Source organism: Pseudomonas rhodesiae (assembly GCF_007858255.1).
In the GTDB taxonomy this organism is placed as follows: domain Bacteria; phylum Pseudomonadota; class Gammaproteobacteria; order Pseudomonadales; family Pseudomonadaceae; genus Aquipseudomonas; species Aquipseudomonas rhodesiae.
This window is the reverse complement of the sequence record NZ_VFEU01000014.1, coordinates 56,809-77,369: the sequence shown is the minus strand read 5'-3', so window position 1 is coordinate 77,369 and position 20,561 is coordinate 56,809. Positions and strand designations below refer to the sequence as shown.

Below are 20,561 nucleotides of genomic sequence, written 5' to 3'. Positions count from 1 at the left end.
TGTAAAGCTGCTTACCAGACCCCGCCACCGGGACGTCTTCTTTTCCTCCGAACAAGCCCCGACATGTTCAGACCTCTCTTCGTATTTATCGGCACGCGTTATACCCGTGCAAAGCGTCGCAATCATTTTGTGTCGTTCATTTCCTTGACCTCGATGATCGGGCTCGCCTTGGGCGTGGTCGTGATGATTGTGGTGCTGTCGGTGATGAACGGTTTCGATCATGAGATGCGCACCCGCGTGCTGGGCATGGTGCCCCACGCGACCATCGAAGCCAGTGAGCCCATCAGTGATTGGCAAAGCCTGGCCGATAAGGTCAAGCAGAACCCCAAGGTCGTGGCCGTTGCGCCGTTCACCCAGATGCAGGGGCTGCTGACCAACGACGGCAAGGTGCAGAAGATCCTGCTTAACGCCATCGACCCGGCCCAGGAACGCAAGGTCTCGATCATCGACCAGTTCATGCTGCAGGGCCGGCTCGACGACCTGGCCCCGGGCAGTTTTGGCATCGTTATCGGTGACAAGGCCGCGGCCAAGCTCGGCGTGGGTATCGGTGACAAGCTCACCTTCGTCGCCCCGGAAGTCACCGTGACCCCGGCTGGCATGTTTCCGCGCATGAAGCGTTTTACCGTGGTCGGCACCTTCCACGTCGGCGCTGGCGAGATCGACGGCTACCTCGGTCTGACCAATCTCACCGACCTGGCGCGCCTGCATCGCTGGCAGCCGGACCAGGTTCAGGGCCTGCGCCTGAAATTCAGTGACTTGTTCGACGCCCCGCGCGGCGCCTGGGAAATCGCCCAGCACCTGGGCGAGTCCGAGTATTACGCCCGCGACTGGACCCGCACCCACGGCAACCTGTACCAGGCCATCCGCATGGAAAAAGCCATGATCGGTCTGCTGTTGCTGCTGATCGTTGCCGTGGCGGCGTTCAACATCATCTCCACCCTGGTGATGGTGGTGAACGACAAAAAAGGCGATATCGCCATCCTGCGCACCCTCGGCGCCACGCCGGGTCAGATCATGGCGATCTTTATGGTGCAGGGCACCGTGATCGGTGTGGTCGGTACCTTGATCGGCACTGCCGTCGGGATCCTTGCTGCGTTGAACGTCAGCGCGGCCATCGCCGCTCTGGAAACCCTGATCGGCCACAAGTTTCTCAACGCCGACGTCTACTTCATCGACTATCTGCCGTCCCAGGTCCAGACCCAGGACGTGTTGATGGTAGGCGGCGCGGCGTTGGTCCTGAGTTTCCTTGCCACCCTGTATCCAGCCTGGCGCGCGGCACGTACCCAGCCAGCACAGGCCTTACGTTATGAGTGAATCGGGCATGAGTGAAAAAGCAATCCTGAGCTGCCGCAACCTGGGCAAATCCTACGAGGAAGGCCCGGAGTCCGTGGTGGTGCTGTCCAACCTGCAGCTTGAACTGCATCCGGGCGAGCGCGTGGCGATCGTCGGCAGTTCCGGTTCCGGCAAAAGTACCTTGCTCAACCTGTTGGGCGGCCTCGATACGCCGTCCCAGGGCAGCGTCTGGTTGGCCGGTGAAGAGTTGTCGGCCCTGGGCGAGAAAGCCCGTGGCCAGTTGCGCAACCGCTCGCTGGGCTTTGTGTATCAGTTTCACCACCTGTTGCCGGAGTTCACTGCTCTGGAAAACGTATGCATGCCATTGCTGATCGGCAAAACCGCGATCCCCGAGGCCCGTCAACGTGCGACGGCGCTGCTGGAGCGTGTCGGCCTCGGCCATCGCCTGGAGCACAAACCCGCGGAGTTGTCCGGCGGCGAGCGTCAGCGTGTGGCCATTGCCCGTGCCCTGGTGAACAACCCGGGCCTGGTGATGCTCGACGAGCCCACCGGCAACCTGGATTCGCACACCGCCCAGGGCATCAAGGACCTGATGCTGGAACTGAGCACCCAGATGCGCACCGCGTTCCTGGTGGTGACCCATGACATGAGCATGGCTCGGCAGATGGACCGCGTGTTGCACTTGCAGGAAGGTCATTTGGTCGCCATCTGACCTGTTTCAAGCCCGGCGCATGATGCCGGGTTTTCTATTTTTCCAACGGTGCCCGCGAATGTTCAGACCGTTATCGATTTTTATCGGCACGCGCTATACCCGCGCCAAGCGCCGCAACCGTTTTGTCTCGTTTATCTCGATGACCTCGATGATCGGCCTCGCCCTCGGCGTACTGGCGATGATCGTGGTGCTGTCGGTGATGAACGGCTTCCAGCGCGAAATGAGTTCGCGCATTCTCGGCATGGTGCCTCATGCGACCGTCGTCGGCGTGAAGCCCATCGACGATTGGCAGCCAGTGGCCGCCGCGGCGATGAAGAACCCGCAGGTCACCGCTGCGGTGCCTTTCACGCAAATGGACGGCATGTTTTCCTATAAGGGTGCCATGCAGCCGATTGAAATCAGCGGCGTCGACCCGGCCCAGGAAGGCAAGGTGTCGATCGTGGCCCAGCATATCGTGCGCGGCAAACTGGAAGACTTGAGGCCCGGCGAGTTCGGCGTGGTGGTCGGTGAGATCACCGCGCGGCGTTTCCGCCTCAATGTGGGCGACAAGCTGACCCTGATCGTGCCGGAACTCAGCAGCGCGCCGGGCGGCATCACCCCGCGCATGCAGCGGTTGAATGTGGTGGGGATCTTCAAGGTCGGCGCCGAGCTGGATGGCTCCATGGCCTTGATCAACATGGCCGACGCCGCCGAGATACAGCATTGGCAGCCGAACCAGGTGCAAAGCGTGCGTCTGGCGGTGAAAGACTTGTACGCGGCACCCAAGGTTTCGGCGGATATCGCCGCCAGCCTGGGCGCGGGCTACAAGGCCGATGACTGGACCCACACCCAGGGCAGCCTGTTCAGCGCCATGAAAATGGAAAAAACCATGATCGGCCTGTTGCTGCTGATGATTGTCGCCGTGGCCGCGTTCAACATCATCGCCACGTTGATCATGGTGGTGAACGACAAGGGCGCGGACATCGCGATCCTGCGCACCATTGGCGCCACGCCGCGGCAGATCATGGCGATCTTCATGGTGCAGGGCACCGTGATCGGCATCGTCGGTACCTTGATCGGCGGCGTACTCGGCGTAATCGCGGCACTGAACGTGAGCGAACTGGTGGGCTGGCTGGAGCGCGTGACCGGGCAGCATATCTTCAGTTCGGATGTGTACTTTGTCAGTAACCTGCCCTCCGAGCTGCAGGGCGGCGACGTGCTGCTGATCTGCTCGGCCGGTTTTGTGCTGAGCTTTCTGGCGACGATCTACCCGGCGTATCGCGCAGCGAAGATCGAGCCGGCCCATGCGCTGAGATATTCGTAATCATTGAGACCGCTATCGGGGGCAAGCCCACACACATAAGAACGGCATTCAAGGTGTGGGAGGGGGCTTGCCCCGATAGGGCCGGCCCATCTTGCATCAACTTACCCTGGGCAACTCAATCACAAACCTTGTCACTCCAGCCGCGGATTCACAAAAAATCCGCCCCCCATGGGCCCGCACGATCGACTGAGTAATCGCCAAGCCCAAGCCGGCATGCTCGCTGCTGCCTTCGCGCCGCGCTGGATCTGCCCGATAGAAGCGGTCGAACAATCTAGGCAGTAACGGCGCCGGGATGCCATCGCCAGTGTTTTCCACCGCCAACCTCACCCCGTGTGCATCCTCAAGCATCGTCACCCGCACTTCGCCCCCGGCCGGGGTGAAGCGCAGCGCGTTGTCCAGCAGGTTCGACAACGCCCGGCGCAACATGCCGCGATCGCCGCGTGTGTAGGCAGCGCCCTCACGCACCAGGCGCACATTGGCGTCTTCGGCCAGCAGCGCAAAAAACTCCAGCAGCGCCTCCACTTCATCCGCCAGCGCCAGGGGCTCGCGCTTGGGCGTGAGCAACCCATGGTCGGCCTTGGCCAGGTACAAAATGTCGTTGACCAACTGCGCCATCCATTGCAGTTCTTCCAGGTTGCTGTGCAGCGCCTCGCGATAATCTTCCAGCGGGCGCGGCTGGGTGAGGATGACTTGGGTGTGGGTCAGCAGGTTCGACAGCGGCGTGCGCAGTTCATGGGCGATGTCGGCGGAGAACGCCGAGAGGCGCTGGAATGCGTCATCCAGGCGACCGAGCATGGCATTGAAGGCCTGGGCCAGCTCCGCCAGTTCTGCGGGCATATGTTGCTGGGGCAGGCGCTGGGTTAGGGAATTGGCCGACACACTGGCCGCGACTTCGCCCATGCGCCGCAGAGGCCGCAACCCGCTGCGCGCAGCCCAGGCGCCGAGCAGGGCGGTGGCCAGTGCCGAGAGGCCGACGGTAAGCCAGATCAAATGCTGCATGCGTTGCAGGAAATGCTGATGGTGGGTGATATCGAGCAGCAGGCTCAGTTGCGGCGAACCGGCCTGGCCCGCAATCAGCGGTGCGTTGAGCACCCGATAGTCCGTGCCGGCCTGTCGCAGGCTATGCAATCCGGGCGATTCCGGCAGGGTGAGGCTCGCTGTGCTGTCAAACCAGCGCTGGCCGGCAGCCGTGACACGCAGCGTCAGGTCCGGTTGGCGGCTGAGTTCGGCGTGCAAAGGGGCTTGGTGTTGAGCGAACGCCTGCGGGGAATCGACGCCTTGCAGGGCGCCGCGTAGCGCCATCAGTTTGCTGTCCAGCAGTTGCTGATCCAACTCCAGGAAATGCGCCTCGCTGGCTCGATTGAACAGCACGCCGGCCAGCAGCGAGACCACCGCAGTACAGGCGGCAAACAACAGCGCCAGGCGACTGGCCAGGGACAGGCGGCGGATCAATTGCACCGCTCCTCCAGCACATAGCCCATGCCGCGCACGGTGTGGATCAGTTTATTGGGGAAATGGTCATCGACTTTCAGGCGCAGACGGCGGATCGCCACTTCGATGATGTTGGTATCGCTGTCGAAATTCATGTCCCACACCTGGGAGGCAATCAGCGACTTGGGCAGCACTTCGCCCTGGCGCCGCAGCAGCAATTCGAGCAGGGAGAATTCCTTGGCCGTGAGGTCGATACGTTGGCCGTCGCGTTCGACGCGGCGGCGGATCAGGTCCAGGCGCAGGTCGGCCAACTGCAGCGCAGTCTCCTGGGGCGCACTGCTACCGCGTCGTAACAGGCTGCGCACGCGGGCCAGCAGTTCGGAAAAGGCGAACGGTTTGACCAGATAATCATCTGCGCCCAGTTCCAGGCCATGCACGCGGTCTTCCACGGCGTCACGCGCGGTGAGGAACAGTACCGGCACATCCAGCCCGGTGGCACGCACCGCTTGCAGGATTTGCCAGCCGTCGCGGTCCGGCAGCATGACGTCGAGGATCAACAGGTCGTAGTCACCGGACAATGCCAGGTGCTGCCCGGTAGTACCATCGATCGCCAATTCGGTGGTGAAACCTGCCTCGGCCAGGCCCTGGCGCAGGTAGTGGCCGGTTTTTGGTTGGTCTTCGACGATCAGCAGTTTCATGGGCGGCTCTAGGCAACGGGGAACGAAGGGCTTTATACCGTGGGCGCCAGGGCAAAGGCGCAACCTGACAAAGTTGTAATCTAGCAGTCAGCTGGCTGGCAGCGGCGCCATCTTAGAGTGCGTCTCAAGCGGATTACATTTTTTTGGAGAATAGCGATGGCATTGCGTACACCCCTGCTATTGGCGGGCTGCCTGTTGGCGTTGAGCTTCGATGCGCTGGCCGATGGGGCTTCCACCTATGCGTTCGGCCAGCCGGCGCCGGCCGACAAAGCCACGCGTACCGTGGAAGTGACGATGCAGGACATTGCCTACTCGCCAGCATCCATCGATGTAAAGGCCGGTGAGACAGTGCGTTTCGTACTGGTCAACAAAGGCAACCTGCTGCACGAATTCAACCTGGGCGACGCGGCGATGCATGCGCAGCACCAGAAGGAAATGTTGCAGATGCAGGCCAGCGGCATGCTCACCGCCACCGGCATGGGAAAAATGGACCACAGCGCCATGGGGCACGGTGGGATGATGAAACATGACGATCCCAACAGCGTGCTGGTGGAGCCGGGCAAGACGGCTGAACTGACGTGGACCTTCAAGCAAGCCACTGGCCTGGAGTTCGCGTGTAACCTACCGGGCCACTATCAGGCCGGCATGGTGGGTAAGGTCCACGTCAGCCAGTAAGCGGCTGAGGCGCAAAGGCGGGGGCAAGGCTGTTAGACTGGCGCGGTTTATTTAGCCAGGTTTCCGCCATGCATCCCGCAGCCGAACATTCGCCGCTGGGCAAGTCCAGTGAATACATCTCCACTTACACTCCGTCGTTACTGTTCCCGATTCCCCGCGCCGCCAAGTGGGCCGAGCTGGGCCTTAGCGCCGAAACCCTGCCGTACCAAGGCGTGGATTTCTGGAACTGCTTCGAGCTGTCGTGGCTGTTGCCATCGGGCAAACCGGTGGTGGCCATCGGTGAATTCAGTATCCCCGCCGATTCGCCGAACATCATCGAATCCAAGTCTTTCAAGCTGTACCTCAACTCGTTGAACCAGAGTGCTTTTGCCGATAGCCAGAGCCTGGAAGCGACCCTGCGCGCCGACCTCAGCGCGGCGGCCGGCAAACCGGTGGGCGTGCGCATCCGCAGCCTGGCCGACGTGGAAGCCGAAGGCGTGCAGGCGCTGCCGGGTGTCTGCATTGACGATCTGGATATCAAGGTCAGCAGTTACGAGCATCCGCGCCCGGAGCTGCTGCGCTGCGATGCATCGCGCATCGTCGAGGAGAGCGTGCATAGCCATTTGCTCAAGTCCAATTGCCCGGTCACCAGTCAGCCGGACTGGGGCAGCGTGGTGGTGGAGTACCGGGGGGCGGCGCTGGATCACGCCAGTTTGCTGGAATACCTGGTGAGCTTCCGCCAGCACTCGGACTTCCATGAGCAGTGCGTGGAGCGGATTTTCCTGGATGTGCAGCGTTTGCTGAAGCCGGAGAAACTAACGGTGTATGCACGGTATGTGCGGCGGGGTGGGTTGGACATCAACCCATATCGAAGCACCGAGAATACTCAGTTCTTAAACATGAGGCTCGCGCGTCAGTAAGCCTTTACCCAAAAATACTATGGGAGCTGGCTTGCCTGCGATTGCGATCTTTCAGTCATTTATCCAGTGACTGATACGTCGGTATCGCAGGCAAGCCAGCTCCCACACTTGGTTTTGGGTTCGGCTTGGGCTCGGGTTAGATGCCCATGCTGCCCAGGGTAGTGACTATATTGCGAAACGCTCCAGCCAGCCCGGGATGACTGGATTCAAACTCGATCGCCGCTTTGTTGAAATCGTCGGCAATGCTGGGTGACTGGGCGCCCGGTTCCATTTGAAGTTGAAAATTCAAATCGGCAACCAGTTTTTCCAGTGCTTGGCGCTTTTCGAGGGGCAAATCTGGATGCTCTTCCAGTTGTTTGCTCACTATATCGGCCTGCTGTTTTAACTTCTCGCGATCAGGCATCACATTCTTCCTTTTATCGATAGGCACTGGCATAGACCGCGGCACGCCGGGAAAGGTCTACGGACTTACTCGTAGATTAATTCACTGGAGGCGACTGTGCATGATCTCGATCAGGGCTTCTCGCCTTTGAGTTGGCGCAGGCTGATGTCCGCCAGGCAGGTGCCGAGTTCGCCGAGGTGATCGATCACCGAGTGCACGCCCAGCCCATACAACGCCACGGTGGCTTTACCGCGCTTGTACTCGCGTTCCTGTTCGCTGAGCGCTTGCCATTGCTCGGGCGCCAGGCCGCACAGCGAGCCGCAGGAGGCCAGGCCGATGGTCCACAGTCCAGCATTCAAGCCTGACTGCAACAGACGCGGCTCGCCGCTGACCAGTACGCAGCCTTCCAAGCGCTCGATATTCAACTCCATCAAGGCTTGCCAGCAGGCATGGGGCGCCGGCCAGCGGATCGGGGAGGGCGTCGCGGCCTTGAGCCAGCGCGGCAGCACGGCTGCCAATGGCGTGGTCACGGTAGCCGGCAGCTCATCTAACCAGGCGCACGGCACGCCTTGTTCCTTCAGGCTGCGTAGGACGTTCAGAGCGCCTGGGGTGGCTTGGGAGTGTGGCGACGATGAGTCGGTGCGCGCCTGGGAACCAAAGTCCACCAGGCAGCCACTCAGGCCGAACAACACGGCAGTCAGGGTAGGAGCGCTGGCGTTGGCAATTTCGGCGTGTGGCATGTCGACGTCCCTGAAATAGCTCAAACGCTATCGAGACGGGATGACAAGGCGATGACAGCTTTATTTAATTGTAGGAATTTTGTCCATTTTGCGTATGTCGTTTCCTAGCGGCTGCCTAATTGGATACTTCCGTCATATACTAACGGCCTTATTCAGGGCATAGCGCCCATGACAGACTATTCAAGGAGCTAAAGCTATGCGCTGGAGCCATTATTTCGCTCAGCTGTCGGTGTGTGCCACTGTGATGCTGGCGCCGTTCGCCGTACAGGCTGCATCGGAAGACGATCCATGGGAAAGCATCAACCGCCCGATCTTCACATTCAACGACACGGTTGATACCTACGCCCTCAAGCCTTTGGCTCAAGGCTATCAGTGGATCACCCCGCAATTTGTCGAAGACGGCATCCATAACTTCTTCCGCAATATCGGCGATGTCGGCAACCTGGCCAACAACGTGCTGCAACTCAAGCCCCATAACGCAGGTGTGGATACGGCCCGTTTGCTGGTCAACACCACATTTGGCGTGCTCGGCTTTATTGATGTCGGCACCAAAATGGGGCTGCAACGCAGTGATGAAGACTTCGGCCAAACCTTGGGTTACTGGGGCGTGGGTAGCGGTCCGTACGTGATGCTGCCGCTGTTGGGGCCTAGTACGCTGCGTGATGCACCGTCCAAGTATGTCGATAGCTACACCCAGCCGTATCGCTATATGAACGATATCGACTGGCGCAACAGCACCATGGGCCTGAACATCATCGACACCCGTGCCAGCTTGCTCGACAGTGAGAAGCTGATCACCGGTGACAAGTACACCTTTATCCGCAATGCTTATCTGCAGAACCGTGAGTTCAAGGTTCGAGATGGCAAGGTGGTTGACGACTTTTAAGCTGTGACATATTGAAATGAAAAAGGCGACCTCTGTAGGGTCGCCTTTTTTGTGCGCGCTTTTCAGCTCTTTTTCAAGATTTTGAGCCCCAGCTTCTGTTGCCCGTCTTGCGCGTTGACCCAAACCACCTCGGTATCGGCTTCAAGGCCCTTGAGTGCTGCGTGCTCGGATTCAATGCGCACGCTCAGCAGGTCACCGACGCTGAATTGACGAGGCGCCTGCACCTGCATACCGGAGCTGGAAAGGTCCAGGCACACACCTTCAATTTCCTGGCCTGCGTGGATCAAAGACACATTGGTATCCACCCGCATGCGGATGAAATCGCGTTTTTCGGCGTAGTCGCGCTCTCGGTCGCTCATCGGTTTCATCCTTACTTTGTGTTGTGGTCTTGGCTGTTCTTATAACTCCCGGTGATTTGCGGTGTAAAGACGCCCGGCGACCATCGGCATGAGCTTGAAACACCTGGCGGATGGGAGTACCGTCTGCGCCTTAGAAGGGCACCTCTGCTTTACAGTTGTGCGTGGGCAAAAGGCCTATGCTTTGTAGGACAGAGAGGCTAGAAAGCGAATCCAGTAGTATGAGCCCGGCCATTGCCGTGCCGCCTACGCCAACCTAATTCTGGCGCCGTTTGCCCACATGCAAAAAACCAGTGCCACGCTGCTGATAATCGATGACGACGAAGTAGTGCGCGCGAGCCTCGCGGCCTATTTGGAAGACAGTGGCTTCAGCGTCCTGCAGGCCAGTAATGGCCAACAGGGTCTCCAGGTGTTCGAGCGCGATAAGCCCGACCTCGTGATCTGCGACCTGCGCATGCCCCAGATGGGTGGCCTTGAGCTGATTCGCCAAGTCGCCGAGCTGGCGCCGCAGACGCCGGTGATTGTGGTGTCCGGCGCTGGCGTGATGAATGATGCCGTCGAAGCCTTGCGCCTGGGTGCCGCCGATTACCTGATCAAACCCCTGGAAGACCTGGCGGTGCTGGAGCACTCGGTACGCCGTGCCCTGGACCGTGCGCGTCTGCTGCTGGAAAACCAGCGCTACCGTGAAAAGCTCGAAACCGCCAACCGCGAGTTGGAAGCCAGCCTGAATCTGCTGCAGGAAGATCAGAACGCCGGTCGTCAGGTACAGATGAACATGCTGCCGGTAAGCCCGTGGACGATCGATGAGTTCCGGTTTGCCCACCAGATCATCCCGTCGCTGTACCTGTCGGGAGATTTTGTCGACTATTTCCGCGTCGATGAGCGTCGCGTTGCGTTCTACCTGGCGGACGTGTCCGGCCACGGTGCTTCATCCGCCTTCGTGACCGTGCTGTTGAAATTCATGACCACACGGCTGTTGTTTGAATCCAAGCGCAATGGCACCTTGCCGGAGTTCACTCCTTCACAGGTACTGGGCCACATCAATCGAGGCCTGATCAGCTGCAAGCTGGGCAAGCATGTGACGATGGTTGGCGGCGTGATTGACGAAGAAACCGGTCTTTTGACTTACAGTATCGGCGGTCACCTGCCGATGCCTGTTTTATACACTCCCGACAGTGTGCGTTACCTGGAAGGCCGTGGCCTGCCCGTAGGCTTGTTCAATGAAGCCACCTACGAAGACCATATTCTGGAACTGCCGCCGACGTTCAGTCTTACGCTGATGTCCGACGGCATTTTGGATCTTCTTCCAGAGCCTACACTCAAAGAGAAAGAAGCTGCCTTGCCCCAACGGGTCAAGTCGGCGGGCGGCAGCCTGGATGGCTTGCGGCAGGTTTTTGGATTGGCCACGCTGGGGGAGATGCCGGATGATATCGCCCTACTGGTGTTGAGCAGGAATCTTTGATGAGTACCGGAAGAATCCAATTCGCCGAGCAAGACGGGACGTTTGTCCTGAAGTTTGTCGGTGAAGTGCGCCTGACCTTGTGTTCGGCGCTGGATGCGACGATTGAGCGGATCTTCACTGCGCTGAACTTCTCGGCGATCGTGATCGATCTGACCGAAACCCGCAGTATCGATAGCACCACGCTGGGGCTGCTGGCCAAGCTGTCCATTCTGTCGCGCCAGAAGGTCGGCCTGTTGCCGACGGTGGTGACGACCCACGAGGACATCACCCGTCTATTGCAATCCATGGGCTTCGATCAGGTGTTCAACATCGTCGATCGCCCGATACCTTGCCCGGAATGCCTGACAGACCTGCCCTCCCAGGACCAGTCCGAGGAAGTAGTGCGGGTCAAAGTGCTGGAGGCGCACAAGATCCTCATGGGCCTCAACGAATCCAACCGCGAAGCCTTCCACGATCTGGTCAACGCCCTCGAGCGCCACTGAGCCTCTGCCTAACATTCGCCCCATTGTGGGAGGGGGCTTGCCCCCGATAACGCAGTGTCAGTCAATGTATCTTCCCCTGTTGAAATGACATCGGCCTGAGACATCGACACAAAAAAGGGCGGTACCCTCACAGGTCCCGCCCTTTTTGTCGCCTCCGCCGTTTACAGCTTAGCGGACAGCAGTGCCTCCAGCTTCTCCTGGTCCCGCGCAAACTGGCGAATACCCTCGGCCAGTTTCTCGGTTGCCATCGCATCCTCGTTGGACTCCCAACGGAACTGTGCTTCAGTCATATGCACGCGCGCCTCGCCCGCATGGCCTGGCGACAACTTACGCTCCAACTTGCCTTCATCCGCCGCCAACTTTTCCAACAAGTCCGGGCTGATGGTCAGGCGATCACAGCCGGCCAGTTCTTCGATCTGGCTCAGATTGCGGAAGCTCGCGCCCATGACTACGGTTTTGTAGCCATTGGCCTTGTAGTAGTTGTAGATGCGCGTCACCGACTGCACACCTGGATCGTCGGCGCCGGTGTAGTCATTGCCATTGGCTTTCTTGTACCAGTCGTAGATGCGGCCCACGAACGGCGAAATCAGGAACACACCGGCTTCGGCACAGGCCACGGCTTGGGCGAAGGAGAACAGCAGCGTCAGGTTGGTCTGGATGCCTTCTTTTTCCAGCTTTTCCGCAGCGCGAATACCTTCCCAGGTGGAGGCGATTTTGATCAGTACACGGTCACGGCCAACGCCGGCTTTTTCGTACAGGTCGATCAGGCGGTGCGCACGCTTGAGTATCGCGCCTTCGTCGAACGACAAACGGGCGTCCACCTCGGTGGAAATACGGCCCGGTACCACTTTGAGAATCTCTTGACCCACCGCCACCGCAAACCGGTCGCTGGCCAGGCCTACATCGCCGTTGCAGTCCTGCACGCATTCATCCAACAGCTTGGCATAGCCTGGAATCGATGCGGCCTTGAGCAGCAGGGAAGGGTTGGTGGTGGCATCCTGCGGCTTGAGCTTGGCGAGCGTGGAAAAATCGCCGGTATCGGCTACGACGGTGGTGAACTGCTTGAGTTGTTCCAGCTTGGAAGTCATGGGCGTGCTCTGTCCTATGGGTCTGATGACATTACCCGAGCGCCAACAAGCGCTCAAGGGCGCAAATGCGTTCGATCGTTTGCGAGGGCAACAACCTGAAAACAGCCGTTTGAATTACCGGCCGTGGTGATCAATAGGAGGACAAAAGCGCCCGCAGGTTCAACCCAACTGCCCGAATACCTGCTGACGAAACCAGATCAAAATGTGGAAGGGGGCTTGCCCCCGATGGCAGCGCCAGCCAATCCGCAGCTTGGCTGCCCCCTGCAAGCAATCCCATCAACGCCCTTCCAGCAGAGCCCCAGCCTGATCCAGCAACGCCAGCGGATCCGCCGCCTTATGAATATCCACCGACAACAACTGCCTGAACTTGCGCGCCCCAGGGAAACCAGTGCCCAAGCCCAGCACATGCCGAGTAATGTGATGCATCGTCCCACCACTCGCCAGATGCTCAGCAATATAGGGGCGCAACTGCGCCAGCGCCTGGGCACGACTGATCACCGGCGCCTCGCTGCCAAACAATTGCTGATCCACCTCCGCGAGCAGATAGGGGTTGTGATATGCCTCACGTCCGAGCATCACCCCATCAAACGTCTGCAAATGCTCCTGGCACTGCTCAAGCGTCTTGATCCCACCATTGAGCACGATCTCCAACGCCGGAAAGTCCTGCTTCAACTGCGCCGCCACGTCATAGCGCAACGGTGGAATGTCGCGGTTTTCCTTCGGCGACAAGCCCTCAAGAATCGCAATCCGCGCATGCACCGTAAAACTGGTGCAGCCTGCCTCGTTGACTGTCCCGACGAAATCACACAACTGGGCATAGCTGTCGCGGCCGTTGATACCGATGCGATGCTTGACCGTCACTGGAATCGACACTGCATCACGCATCGCCTTCACACAATCGGCCACCAGCGCCGGATGCGCCATCAGGATCGCGCCAATCATATTGTTCTGCACACGATCGCTGGGGCAGCCGACGTTCAGATTCACCTCATCGTACCCAGCCGCCTCGGCCATGCGCGCACAGGCCGCCAAATCGGCGGGAACACTGCCGCCCAGTTGAAGCGCCAGCGGGTGCTCGGCTTCGTTGTGACGCAGGAAGCGCTCGTGATCGCCATGCAGGATCGCACCGGTGGTGACCATCTCGGTGTAGAGCAAGGCGTGCTTGGAGAGCAGGCGTAGGAAGAACCGGCAGTGGCGGTCGGTCCAATCCATCATCGGGGCGACGGAGAAGCGGCGGGAGAGTGGAGCGGGTTGTAAGAGCATGGGGGATCTGAGTCAGCGAGGCGAATGGGGCGCAGTTTATCAGGGATGCATCCGAAACGTTGCGCGTTCAAGAGCCTCGTCTCCGTCCGGCAGGAACCTGAACCCACCCTGTCGCGCATTAAAGTTTCATCATCGTTTCTGCCCGGTAGGCCTACGATCTGCTCAAGCGAGGACCGCCGAGCCTCCAGCCCCTAGGGAACCGAAAATGACTTCAAACCTTGTCAAAGTCGTGTTGATCGCCGGTGCGTTGCTGTTGAGCGCGTGTTCATCGTCTTCTGCTGTCAGCAGCGACCCGTGTTTTTCAGGCGGGTGCCAAGCCTTTGGCGACCACAGCCCCAACAAAGCCGCCAAGATGATTTTTGGCGGCAGTGGGTTGGGGAGCAGTTATGGGGAGTATGGGGCGGGGTTGTTGCATGATGATTGATGGGGGGGTGGGTCAGTCAGTGGTGTATTGACTGGCCCATCGGTATCGGGGGCAAGCCCCCTCCCACAGTTTGATCTCCAGCGGAGCGGGTGGCGTTAGTGGCCGCCTTGCATGCGGCGGGCGATCAGGTAGATGCCCAGGCCGACCAGTGCGGTGGCGGCGCCGATGTAGCCGGTGCTGGTCCAGCCGTACCCGGCGGTGATCGCCATGCCGCCGAACCATGGCCCCAGGGCGTTCGCCAGGTTGAATGCCGCATGATTGGAGGCCGCTGCCAGGCTGGGGGCTTCGTGGGCGATGTCCATCAGGCGGATTTGCAGCGGTGCGGCCAGTGACACCATGGTGCCGACCAGGCCCATGCTCAGCAGTACGCCCCATAACGAGGATGCGGCGACGGGGAAGAACAGCAACACCGCCATCGACCACACCAATATCAGGCCCACCGCGCGAAATTGCAGGCGGTCGAAAAGCTTACCGCCGGCGATATTGCCGATGATCCCGCCCACACCGAAGGCCGCCAGGCCGAAGGGGATCCACTGGGGCGGCACCTTGGTCACTTCCAGCATGGTCGGCGCCAGGTAGCTGAATACGCAGAACATCCCGGCAAAGCCGATGGCGCCGATAGCGAGGGCCATCCAGACCTGGGGTTTGGTGAAGGCGCGCAGTTCTTTGCGCGGGTCGCTGCGTTGTTCGTCATGGCGGTGGGGCACGAACTGCCAGACCAGAGCGATGGTGCACAGAGCAATTGCACTCACCAGTGCGAACGCCGAGCGCCAGCCCAGGTACTGGCCGAGGAAGGTGGCGATGGGGTTGCCCAACAACATGGCCAGGGTCAGGCCCATCATCACGCGGGCCACGGCGCCGGCGCGTTTGTCGGTGGGCACCATGCTGGAGGCCACCACGGCGGCAATGCCGAAGTAGGCGCCATGGGGCAGGCCGCTGATAAAGCGAAACGCTACCAGCGAACCGAAGGTCGGGGTAAACGCCGTGGCCAGATTGCCCAACGCATACAGCCCCATCAGCAACAGCAACATGTGTTTGCGCAGCAATTTGGCGCCGAGGATCGCCAGCAGCGGCGCGCCGACCATTACGCCCAACGCGTAAGCGCTGATGGCGTGGCCGACCTGGGGTTCACTCAAGTTCAGGTTATGGGCGATGTCGGGCATCAGGCCCATGATGGCGAATTCGCCGGTGCCGATTGCGAACGCGCCCACGGCCATGGCCGCTTCCATTTTGGCGGCACTGCGCGCGGGCAGCACATGCCCGGGTGTTTGCTGGATAGACATGAATCGCTCTGTTTTGATGAAGGGCACGAAAGACAGCCGCCGATGCTACGCAAGCAACGACGAAGGTGTCTAGAACAGCCATTTGCACCAGAGTTCCCGCGCGATTGCCAGGCTGTGACCCCACGTCGCGCCCGTCAGGCTTGACACTGTGGCCGATCCAGCGCGCTAAAGCGGTTGTTTTGGCGTTGTCAATTAGCCAAACAGCGCATAACGGCCTTTTGCCGTGATATTCTGCGCGCCGTCCTGGTCTGGTCTGTTCCCGCAACGTATTCCTGTATACGTTGCGACGGGCGGCTGTCGCCGGGTAGCTGAAGCCAATAATGATAAGAAGTCAGCGCAGAAGGGACATAAAAGTGAAGTCGATACGTCGGCTTTGTGTGCCCACCCTGCGACCCTGAAATGACTGTGCACACCTTGCGGTGCGTTGCCTGGCGCAGCGCGATGGAAGCGTGCCCAGGCGCAGGGGCTGCGGGGCGGATGGCGTTTTATCATAGGTGCTACGGATGTTTAAGAAAGTTAACACTGCCCTGCTGGGGTTGGCGTTGTCGATGGGGATCACGACTGCGCAAGCGCAAGAGCCCAAGAAAGTCGATGTGCTGCTGATCGGCGGCGGCATCATGAGCGCGACCCTCGGCGTATGGCTCAACGAGCTGGAGCCGGATTGGTCGATGGAGATGGTCGAGCGTCTCGACGGCGTCGCCGAAGAAAGCTCCAACGGCTGGAACAACGCCGGTACTGGCCACTCGGCCCTGGCTGAGCTGAACTACACCCCCGAAGACAAGAACGGCAACGTTGAGATCCCGAAAGCGGTCGAGATCAACGAAGCGTTCCAGATCTCCCGTCAGTTCTGGTCCTGGCAGGTTCAGCAGGGCGTGCTGAAGAACCCGCGTTCGTTCATCAACTCCACACCGCACATGAGCTTCGTGTGGGGCGATGACAACATCAAGTTCCTGAAAAAACGCTACGAAGCCCTGCAGGCCAGCCCGCTGTTCGCCGGTATGCAGTACTCCGAAGACCCGGCGCAGATCGCCAAATGGGTGCCGCTGATGATGGAAGGGCGTGACCCGAACCAGAAAATCGCGGCCACTTGGACCCCGATCGGCACCGACGTGAACTTCGGCGAAATCACGCGCCAGTTCGTCGCGCACCTGCAAACCACTCCGAAGTTCGATCTGAAGCTGTCCAGCGAAGTGCAGGACATCACCAAGAACGATGACGGTTCGTGGCGCGTCAGCTACAAAAACCTGAAAGACGGCACCAAGACTGAAACCGACGCCAAGTTCGTGTTCATTGGCGCTGGCGGCGGTGCACTGCACCTGCTGCAGAAGTCCGGCATTCCTGAAGCCAAGGAATACGCAGGTTTCCCGGTGGGTGGCTCGTTCCTGGTGACCGAGAACCCGACCATCGCCGAGCAGCACCTGGCCAAAGCCTACGGTAAAGCCTCGGTCGGCGCGCCGCCGATGTCGGTGCCGCACCTGGACACCCGTGTGCTGGATGGCAAACGCGTGATCCTGTTTGGCCCATTTGCGACCTTCTCCACCAAGTTCCTGAAGGAAGGTTCGTACCTGGACCTGCTGACCAGCACCACCACCCACAACATCTGGCCAATGACCAAAGTCGGTATTCGTGAATACCCACTGGTCGAGTACCTCGCCGGCCAACTGATGCTGTCCGATGACGACCGCTTCAAGGCGCTGCAAGAGTACTTCCCGAACGCCAAGCAATCCGACTGGCGTCTGTGGCAGGCCGGTCAGCGCGTGCAGATCATCAAGCGTGACGAAGAGCAGGGCGGCGTCCTGAAACTCGGCACCGAAGTGGTCAGCTCCGCCGACAACACCATCGCCGGCCTGTTGGGTGCATCGCCAGGCGCGTCCACCGCGGCTCCGATCATGCTGACCGTGCTGCAGAAAGTGTTCAAGGACAAGGTCGCCACTCCGGCCTGGCAGGAAAAGCTGCACCAGATCGTGCCGAGCTATGGCACCAAGCTGAACGACAGCCCGGAAGCGGTTGCCAAGGAATGGGCCTACACCGCCGGTGTCCTGCAACTGACACCACCGCCTGCAATCCCACAGCGGACGGCACCAACGGCTACCGAGGCTGCCAAGCCTGCGGGCGAGCCAAGCAAACCGGCGTCTGACCTGGCGCTGTAAAAAATGCTGTAAGACACAAAAAAGCCCGCTGAACCGGTAACGGTCAGCGGGCTTTTTTGTGGGCATCTGTCAAAGGGTGAAGCCCTGCTTTAACTGCTCATGCAGATCGAGCGCCAGGTAGTTCGCGCTATCGGACAGCAAGTAGAGATGGTGGCGTGGCAGTTCGGGCAGTTGCACCCCTGGAATGTTTTTAGTCAGCCCGGCGCTGATGCGACTTTCTTCGATCATGCCCACGGCCAGGCCGCAGCTGATGGCCGCCTCCACTGCCGTGGAGCTCGCGCTTTCCAGTAGCACCCGGTAGTAGGTGCCGTTGTCCTTGAGCACCCGCATGGCCGAAGCGCGGTAGGGGCAACCGTTCAATTGCACGGCGATTGGCAGCGGCGCCTGTTCGGGTGTTCTGAAATCTTCGGAAACCACCCACACCGGTTGTATCGACCCCAACAGCTCCCCTTGTTCCAACGGCTGAGCGCTGACAATCAACGCCAGATCGATCTGCTCACGGCTGAACATGGTGAACAATTCACCACTGGATCGGGCTTCGACTTCCAGTTCGAGCAGCGGATTGTCGGCGATCAGTTGCGGCAGGAAGTCCCGCATAAAGGCCGGTGCGTAGGAGTCCGGCAAGCCCAGGCGAATTTTCCCCTGCATGCGTTGTGGGGTCAGGGAAGCGAGGAGTCGGTCATGGCTCTTGAGGAAGTCAGTGGTTTCGCTGAGCAGCTTCTTGCCATACATCGTCAGCTCCACACCCTGATTGCTGCGGATGAACAAACGCTGACCGATCAACGCTTCGAGCTTCTGGATCTGCGTGGTGACCGTCGAGGCGCTGCGGTGCACATGTTGGGCGGCTTCATTGAAGCGCCGAAAACGGGCCACCGCATGAAAGGTGCGCAGCAGGTCGACATTCAGTTGTTTGCTCATGATTCTACTTTTAAGGATCAGTTGTGCAGATTATTCAAATATACAAAATCATGCTCGCTCCCTAGGCTTTGGGTCAAGCAGGTACGCCGGTGGGTGCCTGAGAACAATAAGAAAGGGAGCGCTTATGGATATCAATGAGCTGGTGGTGTCGTCGTTGAAGAACAACCACGGCTTCGAAAGCCCGATATGGACGGTTGAAAATGCCGCTAAATACGCGGCCACAGGCGCTGATTTATCGGAATGGGACCGGTTGGTCAGCGAAGAAATCCTGCACCTGATGACCTCGCTGAATCAGGAGGGCGTCGACCGCGTGGATCTGTGCGCCGCGCCCTGTGGCCAGGGCGCATTGGGCCAACTGTTGCGCGCGGTGGCGGATGACCTTGTGGAGCTGGTCGGTCAAGACCGCTTGCACTATGTGGAGTTGGGCCCTGAGCCGATCAAAACCTGCGCGCTGATGCGACACCTGCTGGAGAACGGCGCTGAGCCGTTGCATTACACCGCCGTTGATATCAACCAGGCATCACACGGGGTCATGCGCCGATCGGTTGAGCCATTGCTCGCAGCGCCGCAAGGGTTTCGCTACTTGTCGACGGATTTTCGCTCGCTGTACAGGCGCCACATCGACTGCGGGCAGGATGTGACGCTGATCACCATGTTGGGGTTTCAGGAAGGCAATGAACTGCCCGACACCATCGGACAGATCCTACGGCGTATTGGTGGTGCGCGAACCTACGTGCTTTCGGAGATGCAACTGTCCACTGCCCAGGGTGACGAACACATCCAGCGCTTTTACCGGCACGACTGTATGTATCGATTCTCCGACCTGATCGGCATGAAGCTCGGCTTCCAGAAAACCGGCGAGCACGAAGTGGTTGTTTCAGAAATCGAGCACGGGGTGGATCGCTACCGCGTTGCCGCCACCTTGTTGCCCGTCAGCAAAGGCTCGGCACAGGGCTACCTGTTGACCAATGTCTGTTTGAAGTACACCCGCGAACAATTTACCCGCGTACGCCAGGACTACGGCGGTTGCCGAGTCATCGGCGAGTACTGCAGCGGTGACGGCAGCGTGCTGTTTCAGCTGTCGGAATATTGCGCGGATCACGCGGCCGTCAATTGAGTGAGGCATCACCATGAAAAGACAAAGTGAGCTACCGGTATTCGCCCAAGGCTTCGCGCGCGTCAGATCAGCCTTGCAGGCGTCATTGGCCCCCACATCCCGTTGCAAACATCCGGGCGCATTGCTCGATACGTTGCAACCTTGGCGCGACAGTTATTTGCGAACGGATGGGCCCAGTCTCATGGGGAGCCGCACCCTTGCGGACTTGGGTTATGTGGACTCGCCCTTGGCGGTTTCCACGCCTCAACAGTTGACGGCCTTGGCCCAGGTATCCGGGCTGTTCAGCGAGCAGGGCATCCTCCAACTGCGGCGTGCCTGTTATCAGTTGGAGGCGGGTTCCAGCACCAGTGACTGGATCATTTCAAACCGCACCCGCGGCGTCACCGAGTCGTCCACACTGATACGCGAGATGATGAACAGTCGGGCCTTTCTGCTGGCGGTATCGCGCATTGCCGGGGTTCCGTTGGTGCCCCATCCGTTCCCGCGGGCGCGTTCCCAGGTCAACTATTTCTATCCGCCCCAGGCACACCACGACAAGGCGCAGATCGGCATGTGGCACACCGACGGCACCAGTTTCGTGTTGAATATTCTGCTGTCTGAGTCCGACGAGTATGACGGCGGCGAGTTCGTCTACTTCGATGGCACCGCTGAACAGTTCGATGTCGAGGAGCTGGATCAGCGTGTGCGCAGTTGCTCGGTCAAATCCAGTGGTGATGCGGTGTATATCTACGGCAGCCGTGTGTTCCATGGAGTGCGTCCGCTTACGCGCGGTCGTCGTATGTCGTTGGTGCTGTCGTTTCATTGCCCTTATAGCCAGGAGGATGTGAACAAGTTCTGGCACCTGGCTTCGGACGACGGGGTCTTGCGGACGATCCGGCCGTGGTTCCGTTTACAGCACGACCTGGTGCGGCCGGCCCACGAGCAGTACCAGCGGCTGGGCATCGAGCCGATTACCTTCGCCGATCTCGATCCGTTGAGCGTGGCGCCGTGAGCGCCACT

The 20,561-nt window shown here is 59.8% G+C and carries 21 protein-coding genes; 12 read left to right on the top strand and 9 right to left on the bottom strand.

Annotation, left to right across the window (positions count from 1 at the left end; genetic code table 11):
* The first annotated feature begins 63 nt into the window (after window positions 1–63).
* Genes FIV35_RS19610 through FIV35_RS19600 form a run of 3 tightly spaced genes read left to right on the top strand, consistent with a single transcriptional unit; the run spans window position 64 to window position 3,308 of the window.
* Window positions 64–1,314, top strand: a complete 1,251-nt coding sequence (locus FIV35_RS19610; protein ID WP_034096489.1) for a lipoprotein-releasing ABC transporter permease subunit — start codon at window positions 64–66, stop codon at window positions 1,312–1,314.
* Between the two features lie 7 nt (window positions 1,315–1,321).
* Window positions 1,322–2,005: a lipoprotein-releasing ABC transporter ATP-binding protein LolD gene (gene lolD / locus FIV35_RS19605; protein ID WP_162830773.1), complete on the top strand. Its 684-nt coding sequence runs from the start codon at window positions 1,322–1,324 to the stop codon at window positions 2,003–2,005.
* Window positions 2,006–2,063: 58 nt separating this feature from the next.
* Complete coding sequence (locus FIV35_RS19600; RefSeq protein ID WP_083377897.1) at window positions 2,064–3,308, top strand: lipoprotein-releasing ABC transporter permease subunit; 1,245 nt, start codon at window positions 2,064–2,066, stop codon at window positions 3,306–3,308.
* Between the two features lie 96 nt (window positions 3,309–3,404).
* On the opposite strand, the gene FIV35_RS19595 is transcribed toward FIV35_RS19600, so the two are convergent.
* Window positions 3,405–4,760, bottom strand: a complete 1,356-nt coding sequence (locus FIV35_RS19595) for a heavy metal sensor histidine kinase (protein WP_034137486.1) — start codon at window positions 4,758–4,760, stop codon at window positions 3,405–3,407.
* On the bottom strand, window positions 4,757–5,437 hold the full coding sequence (locus FIV35_RS19590; RefSeq protein ID WP_034137412.1) for a heavy metal response regulator transcription factor: 681 nt from the start codon (window positions 5,435–5,437) through the stop codon (window positions 4,757–4,759). The genes FIV35_RS19595 and FIV35_RS19590 overlap by 4 nt, the downstream gene beginning before the upstream one ends.
* Before the next feature lie 156 nt (window positions 5,438–5,593).
* Here FIV35_RS19590 and copI point away from each other — a divergent pair, with 156 nt between their 5' ends.
* Both copI and queF read left to right on the top strand, forming a co-directional pair.
* A complete protein-coding gene (copI, locus tag FIV35_RS19585; RefSeq protein ID WP_034137413.1) occupies window positions 5,594–6,112 on the top strand; it encodes a copper-resistant cuproprotein CopI in 519 nt (172 codons plus the stop codon).
* Window positions 6,113–6,180: 68 nt separating this feature from the next.
* Window positions 6,181–7,011: an NADPH-dependent 7-cyano-7-deazaguanine reductase QueF gene (gene queF, locus FIV35_RS19580; RefSeq protein ID WP_034096494.1), complete on the top strand. Its 831-nt coding sequence runs from the start codon at window positions 6,181–6,183 to the stop codon at window positions 7,009–7,011.
* 136 nt (window positions 7,012–7,147) lie between these two features.
* Here the strand turns inward: queF and FIV35_RS19575 are convergent, their stop codons facing one another.
* Together FIV35_RS19575 and pcrP are read right to left on the bottom strand one after the other, a co-directional pair.
* Window positions 7,148–7,414 (bottom strand): DUF4404 family protein, encoded by a 267-nt coding sequence (locus FIV35_RS19575; RefSeq protein ID WP_034096495.1) that lies wholly within the window; start codon window positions 7,412–7,414, stop codon window positions 7,148–7,150.
* 110 nt (window positions 7,415–7,524) lie between these two features.
* Window positions 7,525–8,133 carry an HAD superfamily inactivated hydrolase PcrP gene (gene pcrP, locus FIV35_RS19570; RefSeq protein WP_034137414.1) on the bottom strand — a complete coding sequence of 203 codons (609 nt, stop codon included), beginning with the start codon at window positions 8,131–8,133 and terminating at the stop codon, window positions 7,525–7,527.
* 196 nt (window positions 8,134–8,329) lie between these two features.
* Here pcrP and FIV35_RS19565 point away from each other — a divergent pair, with 196 nt between their 5' ends.
* Window positions 8,330–9,019 carry an MlaA family lipoprotein gene (locus FIV35_RS19565; RefSeq protein WP_034096497.1) on the top strand — a complete coding sequence of 230 codons (690 nt, stop codon included), beginning with the start codon at window positions 8,330–8,332 and terminating at the stop codon, window positions 9,017–9,019.
* A gap of 62 nt (window positions 9,020–9,081) precedes the next feature.
* Here the strand turns inward: FIV35_RS19565 and FIV35_RS19560 are convergent, their stop codons facing one another.
* Window positions 9,082–9,378 (bottom strand): PilZ domain-containing protein, encoded by a 297-nt coding sequence (locus FIV35_RS19560; protein ID WP_034137415.1) that lies wholly within the window; start codon window positions 9,376–9,378, stop codon window positions 9,082–9,084.
* 277 nt (window positions 9,379–9,655) lie between these two features.
* Between FIV35_RS19560 and rssB the strand changes: the two genes are divergently transcribed.
* Window positions 9,656–10,837 carry a two-component system response regulator RssB gene (gene rssB, locus FIV35_RS19555; RefSeq protein ID WP_034137416.1) on the top strand — a complete coding sequence of 394 codons (1,182 nt, stop codon included), beginning with the start codon at window positions 9,656–9,658 and terminating at the stop codon, window positions 10,835–10,837.
* A complete protein-coding gene (rssC, locus tag FIV35_RS19550) occupies window positions 10,837–11,319 on the top strand; it encodes an anti-sigma factor antagonist RssC (protein ID WP_003172602.1) in 483 nt (160 codons plus the stop codon). Before rssB ends, rssC begins: the two co-directional genes overlap by 1 nt.
* 161 nt (window positions 11,320–11,480) lie before the next feature.
* Here rssC and tal read toward each other — a convergent pair whose 3' ends face one another.
* Both tal and dusA read right to left on the bottom strand, forming a co-directional pair.
* The gene (tal, locus tag FIV35_RS19545) at window positions 11,481–12,407 is read right to left on the bottom strand and encodes a transaldolase (protein WP_034096500.1); all 927 of its coding nucleotides are present in this window, start codon (window positions 12,405–12,407) and stop codon (window positions 11,481–11,483) included.
* Window positions 12,408–12,683: 276 nt separating this feature from the next.
* A complete protein-coding gene (gene dusA / locus FIV35_RS19540) occupies window positions 12,684–13,670 on the bottom strand; it encodes a tRNA dihydrouridine(20/20a) synthase DusA (protein WP_034137417.1) in 987 nt (328 codons plus the stop codon).
* A gap of 205 nt (window positions 13,671–13,875) precedes the next feature.
* Here dusA and FIV35_RS29940 point away from each other — a divergent pair, with 205 nt between their 5' ends.
* On the top strand, window positions 13,876–14,094 hold the full coding sequence (locus FIV35_RS29940) for a hypothetical protein (protein WP_034137418.1): 219 nt from the start codon (window positions 13,876–13,878) through the stop codon (window positions 14,092–14,094).
* A gap of 95 nt (window positions 14,095–14,189) precedes the next feature.
* On the opposite strand, the gene FIV35_RS19530 is transcribed toward FIV35_RS29940, so the two are convergent.
* The gene (locus tag FIV35_RS19530) at window positions 14,190–15,377 is read right to left on the bottom strand and encodes an MFS transporter (RefSeq protein ID WP_034137419.1); all 1,188 of its coding nucleotides are present in this window, start codon (window positions 15,375–15,377) and stop codon (window positions 14,190–14,192) included.
* A gap of 503 nt (window positions 15,378–15,880) precedes the next feature.
* Here FIV35_RS19530 and mqo point away from each other — a divergent pair.
* Window positions 15,881–17,527, top strand: coding sequence for a malate dehydrogenase (quinone) (mqo, locus tag FIV35_RS19525; protein ID WP_034137420.1), 1,647 nt, complete (start codon window positions 15,881–15,883; stop codon window positions 17,525–17,527).
* 69 nt (window positions 17,528–17,596) lie between these two features.
* Here mqo and FIV35_RS19520 read toward each other — a convergent pair whose 3' ends face one another.
* Window positions 17,597–18,445 carry a LysR family transcriptional regulator gene (locus FIV35_RS19520; protein WP_034137421.1) on the bottom strand — a complete coding sequence of 283 codons (849 nt, stop codon included), beginning with the start codon at window positions 18,443–18,445 and terminating at the stop codon, window positions 17,597–17,599.
* Window positions 18,446–18,569: 124 nt separating this feature from the next.
* On the opposite strand from FIV35_RS19520, the gene FIV35_RS19515 reads away from it, so the two are divergent.
* Both FIV35_RS19515 and FIV35_RS19510 read left to right on the top strand, forming a co-directional pair.
* Window positions 18,570–19,562: a hypothetical protein gene (locus FIV35_RS19515; protein WP_034112478.1), complete on the top strand. Its 993-nt coding sequence runs from the start codon at window positions 18,570–18,572 to the stop codon at window positions 19,560–19,562.
* A gap of 13 nt (window positions 19,563–19,575) precedes the next feature.
* The gene (locus FIV35_RS19510) at window positions 19,576–20,553 is read left to right on the top strand and encodes a 2OG-Fe(II) oxygenase family protein (RefSeq protein WP_034137422.1); all 978 of its coding nucleotides are present in this window, start codon (window positions 19,576–19,578) and stop codon (window positions 20,551–20,553) included.
* The last annotated feature ends 8 nt before the right edge of the window (window positions 20,554–20,561 follow it).